Origin of the sequence: Bradyrhizobium sp. Leo170 (assembly GCF_004296405.1) — a bacterium.
Taxonomy (GTDB): Bacteria; Pseudomonadota; Alphaproteobacteria; order Rhizobiales; family Xanthobacteraceae; genus Bradyrhizobium.
In genome coordinates this window covers 1-12,679 of sequence record NZ_PSRR01000254.1, presented here as the reverse complement: position 1 = coordinate 12,679, position 12,679 = coordinate 1, and the positions used below count along the sequence as shown (strand labels likewise).

Annotated in this window: 12 protein-coding genes and 2 pseudogenes; 6 read left to right on the top strand and 8 right to left on the bottom strand. The window is 64.3% G+C overall.

Annotation, left to right across the window (positions count from 1 at the left end; translation table 11 throughout):
• Window positions 1–151: 151 nt before the first annotated feature.
• The gene (locus CWO89_RS31410) at window positions 152–1,246 is read left to right on the top strand and encodes an Acg family FMN-binding oxidoreductase (RefSeq protein WP_130582390.1); all 1,095 of its coding nucleotides are present in this window, start codon (window positions 152–154) and stop codon (window positions 1,244–1,246) included.
• 95 nt (window positions 1,247–1,341) lie between these two features.
• On the opposite strand, the gene CWO89_RS31405 is transcribed toward CWO89_RS31410, so the two are convergent.
• The gene (locus CWO89_RS31405; protein ID WP_130582389.1) at window positions 1,342–2,193 is read right to left on the bottom strand and encodes a DUF1194 domain-containing protein; all 852 of its coding nucleotides are present in this window, start codon (window positions 2,191–2,193) and stop codon (window positions 1,342–1,344) included.
• Window positions 2,194–2,459: 266 nt separating this feature from the next.
• Here CWO89_RS31405 and clpS point away from each other — a divergent pair, with 266 nt between their 5' ends.
• A complete protein-coding gene (clpS, locus tag CWO89_RS31400) occupies window positions 2,460–2,765 on the top strand; it encodes an ATP-dependent Clp protease adapter ClpS (RefSeq protein ID WP_130582388.1) in 306 nt (101 codons plus the stop codon).
• Window positions 2,766–2,814: 49 nt separating this feature from the next.
• Here clpS and CWO89_RS31395 read toward each other — a convergent pair whose 3' ends face one another.
• The 4 genes and pseudogenes from CWO89_RS31395 to fabI all read right to left on the bottom strand — a co-directional run bounded on the left by CWO89_RS31395 (window position 2,815) and on the right by fabI (window position 6,710).
• Entirely contained in the window at window positions 2,815–4,002 is a 1,188-nt protein-coding gene (locus CWO89_RS31395; protein WP_463702975.1) for an adenylate/guanylate cyclase domain-containing protein, read from the bottom strand.
• A gap of 23 nt (window positions 4,003–4,025) precedes the next feature.
• A pseudogene (gene aroC, locus CWO89_RS31390) lies at window positions 4,026–5,110 on the bottom strand (chorismate synthase).
• Window positions 5,111–5,281: 171 nt separating this feature from the next.
• Entirely contained in the window at window positions 5,282–5,881 is a 600-nt protein-coding gene (locus tag CWO89_RS31385; protein WP_130582391.1) for a histidine phosphatase family protein, read from the bottom strand.
• A 10-nt stretch (window positions 5,882–5,891) separates the two neighbouring features.
• On the bottom strand, window positions 5,892–6,710 hold the full coding sequence (fabI, locus tag CWO89_RS31380) for an enoyl-ACP reductase FabI (protein WP_130582386.1): 819 nt from the start codon (window positions 6,708–6,710) through the stop codon (window positions 5,892–5,894).
• Window positions 6,711–6,923: 213 nt separating this feature from the next.
• Here fabI and CWO89_RS31375 point away from each other — a divergent pair, with 213 nt between their 5' ends.
• Complete coding sequence (locus tag CWO89_RS31375) at window positions 6,924–7,415, top strand: sigma-70 family RNA polymerase sigma factor (RefSeq protein WP_027578930.1); 492 nt, start codon at window positions 6,924–6,926, stop codon at window positions 7,413–7,415.
• A 76-nt stretch (window positions 7,416–7,491) separates the two neighbouring features.
• Window positions 7,492–8,265, top strand: a complete 774-nt coding sequence (locus CWO89_RS31370) for an anti-sigma factor family protein (protein ID WP_130582385.1) — start codon at window positions 7,492–7,494, stop codon at window positions 8,263–8,265.
• A gap of 145 nt (window positions 8,266–8,410) precedes the next feature.
• On the opposite strand, the pseudogene CWO89_RS31365 reads toward CWO89_RS31370, so the two are convergent.
• The 3 genes and pseudogenes from CWO89_RS31365 to CWO89_RS31355 form a co-directional block, all read right to left on the bottom strand.
• Window positions 8,411–8,943: pseudogene (locus CWO89_RS31365) on the bottom strand (REP-associated tyrosine transposase).
• Window positions 8,944–9,452: 509 nt separating this feature from the next.
• On the bottom strand, window positions 9,453–10,421 hold the full coding sequence (locus tag CWO89_RS31360) for a DnaJ C-terminal domain-containing protein (protein ID WP_130582384.1): 969 nt from the start codon (window positions 10,419–10,421) through the stop codon (window positions 9,453–9,455).
• Between the two features lie 106 nt (window positions 10,422–10,527).
• Window positions 10,528–10,932 (bottom strand): RT0821/Lpp0805 family surface protein, encoded by a 405-nt coding sequence (locus CWO89_RS31355; protein WP_130582383.1) that lies wholly within the window; start codon window positions 10,930–10,932, stop codon window positions 10,528–10,530.
• Window positions 10,933–11,055: 123 nt separating this feature from the next.
• On the opposite strand from CWO89_RS31355, the gene pdxH reads away from it, so the two are divergent.
• Both pdxH and CWO89_RS31345 read left to right on the top strand, forming a co-directional pair.
• Window positions 11,056–11,697: a pyridoxamine 5'-phosphate oxidase gene (gene pdxH / locus CWO89_RS31350; protein ID WP_130582382.1), complete on the top strand. Its 642-nt coding sequence runs from the start codon at window positions 11,056–11,058 to the stop codon at window positions 11,695–11,697.
• 118 nt (window positions 11,698–11,815) lie between these two features.
• A complete protein-coding gene (locus tag CWO89_RS31345) occupies window positions 11,816–12,568 on the top strand; it encodes an SDR family NAD(P)-dependent oxidoreductase (protein WP_130582381.1) in 753 nt (250 codons plus the stop codon).
• Window positions 12,569–12,679: the final 111 nt, after the last annotated feature.

Sequence of the window (12,679 nt, the reverse complement as noted above, 5' to 3'; positions counted from 1 at the left end):
GTCGCGCATTGCATGCACGCCAAGGGGAGAAGGGAAGAAATGCCGCGGGCTCCTTTGCGTAGTAGCACAACGAACTCTTGACCTCGGTCAACGGCCCCGGCTCCCGGTTGCGCTAACTGCTTCCGTGCGAAATTTGGTTGGAAGCGGGTCGATGCTCATCGATAGACGACAGATCTTCGGAACCGCGCTTGGGCTTGGCGCGGCGGCGATCATAGGCCCGTCGTCGCAGGCAGGAGCAGCAGCAATGACGTATGAGGAGGCGGCCGGCATCGTCAGAGCGCCGTTGCGGTCCACGCCGCGAAACCGAGAACTCGTGCGCTTTGCGAGCCTGGCAGCCAACAGCCACAACACGCAGCCCTGGACCTTCACCGCGGCTGCCGACAGAATCGTCATTGCGCCGGACTTCACGCGGAGATGCGCCGTGGTCGATCCGGACGACCACCATCTCTTCGTCAGCCTGGGATGCGCCGCGGAAAACCTCGTGCTGGCAGCCTCGATGCTTGGACTCAAGGCGAATGCTGTCGCCGAGGGCGACGAGATCGTGATCGATCTGGAAGCAGCCCCCTCCTCGCGCTCGCCGCTCGCCGAGGCGATCACGGTTCGCCAGAGCAGCCGCACGATCTATGACGGCAAGCCCGTTTCACCCGAGACGCTGCGCCTGCTGGAGAGCGCATGTCGGGAGCCCGGCGTCTCGACCATCATGATAAGCGACCGGGCCGGGATCGCAGACGTCGCCGATTACGTCGTTCAGGGCAACTCGGCACAGATGCGCGACAAGGCATTCATGGACGAACTGCGACGCTGGCTGCGCTTCAGCGAAGCCGACGCCATGGCGAGGATGGACGGACTGTTCTCGCGCTGCTCCGGAAATCCCGCGCTGCCCGCGTGGATTGCCCGACCGCTTCTCGGCTTCTTCCTGACCGAAGAGGGAGAGAACAAGAAGTACCGCGAGCAGATCGTAAGTTCAGCGGGTGTCGTCGTCCTTGCATCCGATGCCAGCGACAAGGCTCACTGGATCGCGGTCGGCCGCGCCTGCCAGCGTTTCGGACTGCAGGCGACCGCGCTCGGACTGAAATATGCGTTCGTCAATCAACCGGTCGAGGTGGCCGCGGTCCGCTCGCAATTCGCTGCGGTCATGGGGCTTGGCGAGCGGCGCCCGGACATCATCATGCGCTTCGGCACAGGCCCCGCCCTGCCGAACTCGCTGCGCCGTGCACCCGAACAGGTGATGCGCGAGGCGTCATAGAATCGTAGGGTGGGCAAAGCGCAGCGTGCCCACCGTTCTTGCACCGAACGTGGATGGTGGGCACGCTGCGCTTCGCCCACCCTACGGAAGAAAACCTACCTTCCCCACCGATCCTGCCAGATCTTTTCCCCGATCATGCAGCTCACGCGCGGCTCCTTTTCGGCCACCGGCACGATCTTGCGCTCCGGCGTGCGGCCGGCGACCTCCATCAGCAGCTTGGTGCGGATCGCTTCCTTGAATTTTTCACGCTCCTTGATCGTCACCACGAAAGAGCCGGGACCGCCGATCACGCAGTCCTCGTAATATTGATCGAGATTGTCGATATCCATGGTGGAATAGGACGGCTCCTTCACCATGATCGGCAGGCCGTTGATGACGATGCCCTTCTCCAGCGCCGCGTCGCGCGCGGTCGAGACCGGCGCGCCGTTGTTGTTGGGGCCGTCGCCGGAAATGTCGATCACGCGCCTGAGGCCGCGATACGGATCTTCGTCGAACAGCGGCACCGCGAAATTGATCGCACCCGAGATCGAGGTCCGCGACGCCCGGCGGATCGGCGTCTTCATGATCTCGGCGGCAACGGCATCGGCGGTTTCCGGGCCGTCGATCAGCCGCCAGGGGATGATGATCTTCTGATCAGAGGAAGCGGCCCATTCGAAATAGGTCACCGAGATCTTGCCGTTCGGACCGGCCTTCAGTGCCTGCAGGAATTCCTTCGATACGATTGCCTGCGCGTAGCCCTCGCGCTGGATCGCGAGTTCGTCCATGTCCATGGAATAGGAGACGTCGACGGCCAGTATCAGTTCGACATCGACGGTGGGGTTCGCGTCCTTCTCCGCCACCGGGCGGGTGCCCTGGTTGCCCGGCCCGGGCGCGGCGATGCCGGCCCCATCGCCGCCGACAAGCCAGCCTGCGACAAGCACAACCCCGATCGAGACATACCAGCGCATGAGCTGCCCTCCCGTCGAACGTCAACAATGGTGACACGCAAACTGCGCCGCGCAAAGGGCGAACATCATTTGTCCTTCACATTCAGGTTAGCCTTCCGTCCAAATCTAAAGCTTGGCCTTGTGCTTGCCCCGATTTTGGCGAGGTTTTGTCGTTTGCCCGCGATCGTCCCGCTCCTGCAAGGAGCCTGTGCAAAAACCGCCGGTTCCGGGATTGCCGGGAAGGCGATATTCTTTTCTGTTCGCAGAGCAGCAGGAAGTGCCGCGCCATGAGCGACACCGTCACCACCCCGAAAACCAAGGTCAAGACCAAGGTCGAACGGCCGCGCCTGCACAAGGTTATCCTGATCAACGACGATTACACGCCGCGCGAATTCGTCGTCACCGTGCTGAAGGCGGAATTCCGCATGACCGAGGACCAGGCCTTTAAGGTGATGCTCACCGCACACCAGCGCGGCGTCTGCGTGGTTGCGGTCTTCACCAAGGACGTCGCCGAGACAAAGGCGACACGCGCCACCGATGCCGGCCGCGCTAAGGGCTATCCGCTGTTGTTTACGACCGAGCCGGAGGAATAGCTTGCTGCCAGCCGCAGACGTAGCCGGGTGGAGCGCAGCGCAACCCGGGCTACGAATGAATTTGCGACGCATCGCCCGCCAGGCCATAGACGCGCTGGGCCTTTGAGAAGCCTGCGATCGGAAATTCGCCGAGATCATCCCAGCCGCCGCGGCAGATGCCGGCGAAGCCTTCGGAGGCCACGACGGTGCGGCCGAGCCGGCCGGCGATCTTCTCCAGTCGCGCGGCAAGATTCACCGCAGGGCCAATGCAGGTGAAGTCGAGCCGGTTGCCGCCGCCGATATTGCCATAGAGAATTGTTCCGACATGCAGCGCAACGCCGAAACGGAAGCGCTCGACGACGTCGCCGACCGGATACCGCAGCGCCTCGACGCTGGCCCGCATGTCCTGCGCGGCTTCCAACACGTGCGAACAGACCTGTTGCGCATCCCCGACATACTCATCGATCGGGAAAACCGCGAGCAATCCATCGCCCATATATTTCAGCACCTCGCCATCACGGGCGCGGATCGAGGCGACCTGGCAGTCGAAATAGCGGTTGAGCATGTCGACGACGGTCTCGGCCGGAAGCCGATCCGATAATGCAGTGAAGCCGCGCAAGTCCGACAGCCAGATCGCCGCGTGCATGGTCTCGCCGTGCCCGCGCCGGATCTGACCATCGAGGATGCGCGCACCCGCGCGGTTGCCGACATAAGTGTCGAGCAAGGTCGCAGCGACGCGGCGAAGGCCGATCACCTCGATCAGACGCGTCAGCGCCGGCAGGACCGATCGCAGTGCGGTGAGCTGCTCGTCGGTAAATCCGCCCGCCTGCTTGGTGGTCCAACTCGAGGCGTGCGTGCGGCCGTCGATGAATCGCAGCGGGATCGCCACATAGTCGGTCACGCCTTCCGCGCGCATGTCGTCGAGGAAGGGAAATCGCCGGCTTTCGGGATCGTCGGTTCGGCACCGCACCTCCCTGACCTCGCCGAAGACGATCGCAAGTGGGCTTGCGATGAACTCCGGCGTTTGCTTGATGTCGTAGTCAACCGAGCCGACGACGACGGCCTCGCCGGGCTTCCAGATGAAGTTGCGCCCATAGATTTCGGGGTGCAGCGTCCGGATGAAGAATCCGACCCGCCACAGCGGGATGCCGGCCGCGACCAGGCGCCCGCACAGTTCGGAGATCATGTCGGTGACAACAGGGGTCGACCTCGCGCCGTCGATCAGCCAGTCCGCGATCCCCCTGATGTCGATCTGCATCACGGCCTCTGTCTTGTCAGGTTCTATCCAACCTGTCCCCGGTGCCGCAGGAAATGATCGGCGAGCACGCAGGCCATCATCGCCTCGCCCACCGGCACGGCGCGAATGCCGACGCAGGGGTCGTGGCGGCCCTTGGTCATGATATCGGTGTCGGTGCCGCTGCGGTCCACGGTCAGCCGCGGCGACAGGATCGAGGAGGTCGGCTTCACCGCAAAACGTACCACCACCGGCTGGCCGGTGGAGATGCCGCCCAGGATGCCGCCGGCGTTGTTGGACAGGAAACGCACGCCGTTATTGCCGGTGCGCATCTCGTCGGCGTTCTCCTCGCCCGACAATTCGGCCGCGCCGAACCCGGCGCCGATCTCGACGCCCTTCACCGCATTGATGCTCATCATCGCGGCCGCAGCTCGCTATCGAGCTTGGCGTAGATCGGCGCGCCGAGCCCGGGCGGCACGCCCTCGGCCACGACCTCGATCACCGCGCCGATCGATGAACCCTTTTTCCTGACGCCATCGAGATAGTCTTCGAAGAACGCCGCCTTGTCCTTGTCCGGGCAGAAGAACGGGTTACAGCCAATCTCGTCCCAATCCCACTTGTCGCGATCGATCTTGTGCGGGCCCATCTGCACCAGCGCGCCGCGGATCTTGATCTCCGGCAGGACCTTTCGCGCGATCGCGCCGGCGGCGACGCGGGTCGCGGTCTCGCGCGCCGAGGAGCGGCCGCCACCGCGATAATCGCGCAGGCCGTATTTGGCCTCATAGGTGAAGTCGGCATGGCCGGGGCGGAACTTGTCCTTGATCTCGGAATAGTCCTTCGAGCGCTGATCGGTGTTCTCGATCAGGAGGCCGATCGGCGTGCCCGTCGTCACCTGCACGCCGGTCTCCGGATGGGCCATCACGCCGGACAGGATCTTCACCACATCCAGCTCCTGGCGCTGGGTGGTGAAGCGGGACTGCCCCGGGCGGCGGCGGTCGAGATCGCGCTGGATGTCCTCAACCGTCAGCGGGATCAGCGGCGGACAGCCGTCGACCACGCAGCCGATCGCGACCCCGTGGCTCTCGCCAAAGGTCGTGACCCGGAACAAATGGCCGAAGGTGTTATGGGACATTCGTCGCCTAACTCGTAAGTCAATACTGACTTGTCGTAACGCGTGGGGACACCACGGTCAAACGCGGCAGGCTGTCATTCCGGGGCGATGCAAAGCATCGAACCCGGAATCTCGAGATTCCGGGTTCGGTCCTGCGGACCGCCCCGGAATGACCGCTCAATTACGAGCGCCTTAACTATACTTCACCAGCCCGCCGTCGCGAAACACATAGACGGCGCCTTGCTCGATGTAGAGGTCCGCGGCGCTATCAGGGGTTTCGATCCCGAGCGACACCATCAGGGCGCGGCAGGTGCCGCCATGGGCCACAGTGACGGTGTCGGCCAGGAGCGAGTCGTACCAGTCGCGCACCCGAAGCTGCACCGCGGCGTAGGTCTCGCCGCCGTCGGGCGCCATCGTCCACTTCGCGGTCTGGCGCTTGGCGTAGAGTTCGGGATCGGCGAGTCGCATCTCCGCCAGCGTCGAGCCTTCCCAGACACCGTAGCCGATCTCGCGCAACCGGTCGTCGAGCGAATAATCCCCGGGCGGCAATTCCAGCGCGCGGCGCGCCAGCTCCATGGTCTGGCGCGCCCGTCCGAGCGGACTCGAAACGTAGGGCAGCGATGCCCTGTCATATCCGTCGCGCGTGAGCAGGTCGGCGAGCACATGGCCGGCATGGGACGCTTGCGCGCGCCCGCGATCGTTCAGCGGAATATCCAGGGTGCCCTGAAGCCGGCCTTCCGCGTTCCATGCCGTCTCGCCATGGCGGATGTAGTAGATTGTTGGCATTGCTATCGACGCGCAGCTATTCCTTGGCGAACGAAATGTCAGGCGCATCGGGACGCTTCATGCCGACAATGTGATAGCCGGAATCGACGTGATGCACCTCGCCGGTGACGCCGCGCGAGAGATCGGACAACAGATAGAGCGCGCTGTCGCCGACCTCCTCGATCGTGACCGTGCGCCGCATCGGCGCGTTGTACTCGTTCCACTTCAGAATGTAGCGGAAATCGCCGATGCCGGAGGCCGCAAGCGTCTTGATCGGACCTGCCGAGATCGCGTTGACGCGGATGTTCGTCTCGCCGAGATCGGCGGCCAGATAGCGCACGCTCGCTTCCAGCGCCGCCTTTGCGATGCCCATCACATTGTAATGCGGCATCCACTTCTCGGCGCCGTAATAGGTCAGCGTGATGATCGAGCCGCCGTCGGTCATGAGCTTCTCGGCCCGCTGCGCGATCGCGGTGAGCGAGTAGCAACTGATCAGCATGGACTTGGAGAAATTCTCCGCCGTGGTCTCGATGTAGCGGCCGTCGAGCTGGTCCTTGTCGGAGAAGGCGATCGCATGCACGACGAAATCGATCTTGCCCCACTTCTCCCTGACGACGTCGAACACCGCGTCGATGGTCGCAGCGTCAGTGACGTCGCAATGGCCGAGCAGCAGCGCGTTCAATTCCTTCGCCAAGGGCTCGACCCGCTTCTTCAGGGCATCGCCCTGCCAGGTGAGCGCGATCTCTGCGCCGGCGTCGTGGCAGGCTTTGGCGATCCCCCAGGCGATCGAGCGATTGTTGGCGACGCCAAGGATCACGCCGCGCTTGCCCTGCATCAGACCCGATTTCTGTGCCATCCGCTGTCCACTCCCGCGTTGGATTTGGTATTCGGAGGTACACCAGCGCTCCACCGCGGTACAGCCCCCTTCACGGCCATCTTGCCCGATCCTGTAGCCCGGGTGGAGCGAAACGCAACCCGGGGCTACAAATCGCTACAAGGAATAGCCACGTCACTCAGGTGTTATGTTGAGTAGGCGTCCGAGCCGAAGCAGGATGAAGATTCCGGTGTCATGACCGCGTTCCGGCAGAGTGTTGAAGCCATGATCCCGGCGCTGCGCCGCTACGCGCGGGCGCTCGCGCGCGATGCGGATATCGCCGACGACCTGGTGCAGGACACCTTGGTGCGGGCGCTGCGCTCGGAGCGGCTGTTCCTCGGCGGCGACGTCAGAAGCTGGCTCTATACGATCCTGACCAACCTCAACAAGAACCGCCGCCGCTCGCTGGCCCGGCGGCCGCAATTCATGCCGCTGCTGGACAACAATCCGGACGCCAGCGGCACGGAAGCCGAAGGCCGCGACATCGCCCGCGCGCTGGCGACGCTGGTGGAAGAGCAGCGCGCGGCGCTGCTCTTGGTGATGCTGGAAGGATTGAGTTACCGCGAGGTCGCCGACATCCAGGGCGTGCCGATCGGCACCGTGATGTCCCGGCTTGCGCGCGCACGCGCCCACGTTAAAGCCTTCCTCGAGGGCGAACGGGCGACGGCGCTGAGGCGGGTGAAGTGATGGCAGGCGTTGTGCATGGCCATGACATCAGGTTGAGGCGATTTCTTTTCTTGAGAATTAGACAGAGACGACTGCGATGACCAACCCCAGGATTCCCGTCACCGAGGACGAGCTGCACGCCTATGTCGACAACGAATTGCCGGCGGAGCGCCGCGGCGATGTGGAGGCGTGGCTGGCAGCGCACCCTGATGACGCCGAGCGGGTGCGGTCGTGGCTCGCCATGGCCGACGTGCTGCACGCGCGCTACGATTCGGTCGCCGACGAAGCGGTGCCGAAGCGGCTCGAGATCGAGCAGCTCGTGCGTCAGCCGCGCAAGCTGGTCTATGGCGCCATTGCCGCGACGCTGCTGGCGTTCATCGCCGGCGGCGGCGTCGGCTGGATCGCGCATGGCGCGGCAGCCACGCCCTCGCCGCTGCAGAGCTTCACGCTCGATGCGATGGACGCGCACCGGCTCTATGTGGTCGAGGTCCGCCATCCGGTCGAGGTGCCCGGCGATGAGCGCGCCCATCTCCAGGCCTGGCTGACCAAGCGCTGCGGCTGGGACGTGCGCGCGCCGGATATGTCGGCGGCGGGATTGAAGCTGGTTGGCGGCCGGCTGCTGCCCGGCCCGACCGGGCGGCCGGCTTCCTTCCTGATGTATGAGAGCGCCTCCGGCGAGCGCTTCACGGTCTACGCCTCCAAGGCGCAGGCCGAGACCACGCAGATGCGTTACGCCACGCACGGGAATGAAGGCGCGCTGTTCTGGGCCGACCGCGGCGTCGGCTATGTCGTCAGCGGCGGCAGCGACCGCAACCGCCTGACCCAGATCGCGCAAGCCGTCTACGACCAGATGGAAAAGAACGGCGGGTAGCTCGGAGCGGGAGCGCCCTTGTAGCCCGGGTGGAGCGCAGCGTAACCCGGGGATAGCCTCTCCAACCTGGGAACGGAGTCGCGCGCTGCGCTACCTGCCCCGGGTTGCGCTGCGCTCCACCCGGGCTACAGGGGCTGCGTGCAGGTTAATCCGCTCGCTCTCCAAAGTTCCCACCATCCGCCTCACCAGATCCGCTCCAGTCCCGGGGCAATATTCCAGCGCGAACATAGCGATGCAGCGAGGAGAACGGCCAATCGACTGGTGAGCCGACCAGCCGATGCTTGACCGGATTGAAATGGATGTAATCGGCGCAGCGCTCGAAATCGCTTTCGTCGCGGATCGTGTGCTCCCAGAAGCGCTTCTGCCAAAGAGCGTATTCGCCGCGGTGGTCACGTGAGAGCGGGACGCCCGCGGCCGCGACGCTGCGAAGGCTGACTTGATTCGGCGCCATCGGTCCGAGAAATCCGCGTCCCCCTCAGGCAGGGTCATGATGGCATGCAGGTGATCGGGAAGAACAACCACGGCATCGAGAACAAACGGGGCGCTCGTTGCGGGTCTTTCGGAACGCCGCGCGCAACAGCGAGGCATGGTCCACCAGTGCAGACGAGCTGCGATCATCCAGCGTCACGGTGAAGAAAAGGTCCCGCCAGGGAGGAAGTTGCGCCGATACCGGACCATGATGACGTACTTACACCAACGACCGCTCTTCTTGTAGCGCAACCCGGGGCGAGTTCGCGTGGGGCAACTTAGCGGATCGTGCGCTGATCGAACGGTCCCGGATTGCGCTTCGCTTCATCCGGGCTACGGGGTCGTGTGCTGGGGCTGAGAAAAAAGGGCCACCTGCGACAGCAAGCGGCCCAAGTCTAGGGAGGAAACGCCCAAGGAGGGCTGCGACAGCGCAAAGCGCCATCGCACGACCTTATGTAGTTCGCGTACACGGATTCGAAAGACCGGATGATACCGGGTTTTGCGAAAACGCCCGCATTTCGCGGACGTTCGTGATGCAATAGCCACACTCGCCCGACGTCCCAATTCCGTCATCGAAAATCTGGAATAAGGACATCGGCGCGTCTCAGAATCGCACCGGATGTTCCCGCGTTATCGCGCAGCGCTCGATCCGCCGATCGGCGCTCGCGGCCTCGATTGGGGTTTGGTATAGCGCTGGTCCCCCTCTCGAGGCCGCACCCTCAGCCAAGATCGCTGCGGGGATTGTAAGGATGTTGGTCGCGCCACTTCTGCATCAATGCTTCCAGCTCCGCATCGTTCCCGTCGGGCAGGATAATGCGGGTGGTGGCATAGAGGTCGCCCGCGCCGCCCGACTTCGGCAGGCCCTTGCCCTTCAGCCTAAACGTGCGCCCGCTTGAGGTGTTCTTGGGGATCGACAATTCGACCGCGCCGCCAAGCGTCGGCACGCGGACCTTGCCGCCCAGCACCGCCTCGTACAGTGTGATGGGCAGCTCGATCCTGAGATCGTTGCCGTCGACCTTGAAGAAGGGATGCGGCGCGATCGTCACGGTGATCAGGAGATCGCCCGGGCGATGGCCGGGCGCCGTCTCGCCCTGCCCCTTCAGCCGGATCTGCTGGCCGGAGCTGACGCCGGCGGGAATCTTGACGTTGAGTTCCTTGCCGGTCGGCAGGCGGACGCGCTTCTCGGCGCCCTTCACCGCCTCCTCCAGCGACACCGTCATGGCGACGCTGAGGTCGAGGTCGAGGCCGACACCACCGGTGTCGAATTCAAACTGGGTGCCGCCGCTGCGCGCACGCGCACCGCCGCCGAACATGCTGTTGAGGATGTCCTCGAAGCCCGCGGCGCCGCCGCCCGTGCCGCCGCCGGCGCCGCTGCGGAACGTATAGGTTTCGAACCCGCCCGGACCAGCATGACCGCGCGCATCGCCACCGCCAAAGCCTCCACCGGGGAAGCCCTGGAAGCGCGGCTTGCCCTCGGCGTCGATCTCGCCGCGGTCAAATTGCTTGCGCTTCTCCTCATCGCCGACGATTTCGTTGGCCGAGTTGATCTCGGCAAAACGCTCGGCAGCCTTCGGATCGTTCTTGTTGCTGTCGGGATGATGCTTCTTGGCGAGCTTGCGATAGGCGCTCTTGATCGCGGCAGCGCTGGCGCCCCGCGGCACCCCCAAGACCTCATAGGGGTCGCGCATCCGTCACGTCTCCTTCACGGGAAATCAGACCTGAAATTTTCGGGCTTGTCGCCCACTTCAGTGTCATTTGGGGACGCAGTGGCATTTTTGCAACTGCTTTCAGCGATCAGGATCGCCAAGGTTTCAGATTATGGATCTCCCACCGCCCACGTCCGGTCCGGCAGCCGGCGCCCTGCAGCCAGCTTTCGGTCCGGCCGTTGACGTAGCTCGCCAGGAAATCCCGGCAGGTCCGTCCGTCCTCGGCGGCGTAAGCCTGAGACAGCGGCGTCACCGAGCCGCGCGCGCCGGTCTCGGGATTTTCCCAGGCCTGGCTGGAATCCTTGTCGCCCTTGGTCAGCACGTCGGAGGCGGCGTTGCGGGCAAAGGCGAGGTCGCTGTCGGTCGGCGCCGATGCCCTTACCTGGGTCGCGCCGAGCGCACCCGTCAAGTCCTTGTCGTCCAGCCGGGCGAAACTGTCCCCGCGCGACAGGGCGCAACCGCCGGCCCCGAGGCCGATTAGAACCAATGTCATCACCGTCCCCGCCGGGCGGATCGCCGATAGGCCAACGCGTCCCCATGCCCTATATAAGGACGTCCTATATAGGGCGAGTAACGCGCGCTCTGAGGCCGACGGACGCAACGCTGGACTCCTGACATGACAGACACGACCTCCATCAAACACCCTACACCGTTAACATCGGGTGATTTTACCGCCGCGGAAGAACCATTTGCGCTGTTCGCCGAATGGTTTGCCGAAGCAGCCAAGTCCGAGCCGAACGATCCCAACGCGATGGCGCTCGCAACCGTCGATCCCGACGGGCTGCCGGACGCGCGGATGGTGCTGATGAAAGGCTATGACGCGGACGGCTTCGTGTTCTACAGCCACATCGCCAGCGCCAAGGGCCGCGAACTCGCCGCAAATCCTAAGGCCGCTTTACTATTTCACTGGAAATCGTTGCGCCGTCAGGTGCGCATCCGCGGCAACGTGTCGCCGGTGAGCGACGCCGAGGCCGACGACTATTTCGCGACGCGCCCGAAGCAGGCGCAGCTCGGCGCCTGGGCCAGCAAGCAGTCGCAACCATTGGAGAGCCGCTTCGCCTTCGAGCAGGCGATCGCGAAAGTCGCCGCGAAATATGTAATCGGCGAGGTGCCGCGCCCGCAAGGCTGGAGCGGCTGGCGCATCACGCCTGTCAGCATCGAGTTCTGGCACGACCGTCCCTACCGCCTGCACGACCGCATCGAATTCCGCCGCGAGGGCCCAAGCCAGGCCTGGTCCAAAGTAAGGCTTTATCCGTAAAACTCAGACCGTCATGGCCGGGCTTGTCCCGGCCATCCACGTCTCAGTTTCGAGCCAGTCCGAACACGTGGATGCCCGGCACAAGGCCGGGCATGACGAAGAACGAGAGAGCCGTCCAATGCCGAACACATCGAACGCGCCGCGGCGCACGCTACTCCTGACCGGCGCCAGCCGCGGCATCGGCCATGCTACCGCGATCCGCTTCTCCTCGGCCGGCTGGCGCGTCATCACCTGCTCGCGGCACGCCTTTCCGGAAGTTTGCCCCTGGGGCGCCGGACCTGAGGATCACATCGAGGTCGATTTCGGCGACCATGACGACACCGTGCGCGCGATCTCAGAAATCCGCAGGCGGCTGGAGAACGACGAGCTGCACGCGCTCGTCAACAATGCCGCGATCTCGCCCAAGGGGCCGGGCGGCACGCGGCTCGGTACTATGGACACCGATATCGACACCTGGCTGCATGTCTTCCGCGTCAACTTCTTCGCGCCGATCATGCTGGCGCGCGGGCTGATCAACGAATTGAAGACCGCCAGGGGTGCCGTGGTGAACGTCACTTCGATCGCGGGCTCCCGCGTGCATCCTTTCGCGGGCGCGGCCTATGCCACCTCGAAAGCGGCGCTCGCGGCGCTGACGCGCGAGATGGCGTCCGATTTCGGGCGCGTCGGCATCCGTGTCAACTCGATCGCGCCGGGCGAGATCGACACCTCGATCCTGTCGCCGGGCACCGAGAAGATCGTCGAGCAGCAGATCCCGATGCATCGCCTGGGCACGCCCGACGAAGTCGCCAAGATCATCTATGTCCTGTGCACGGAAACCAGTTCCTACGTGAACGGCGCCGAAATCCACATCAATGGTGGCCAGCACGTCTAGGATTGGCGATCGCTGAGTGAGGGTTCTCTCCGGACATACCGTCGCCGTGGAGACAACCTCTCATCCGGCGCTTCGCGCCACCTTCTCCCACAAGGGGAGAAGGAAAGAACG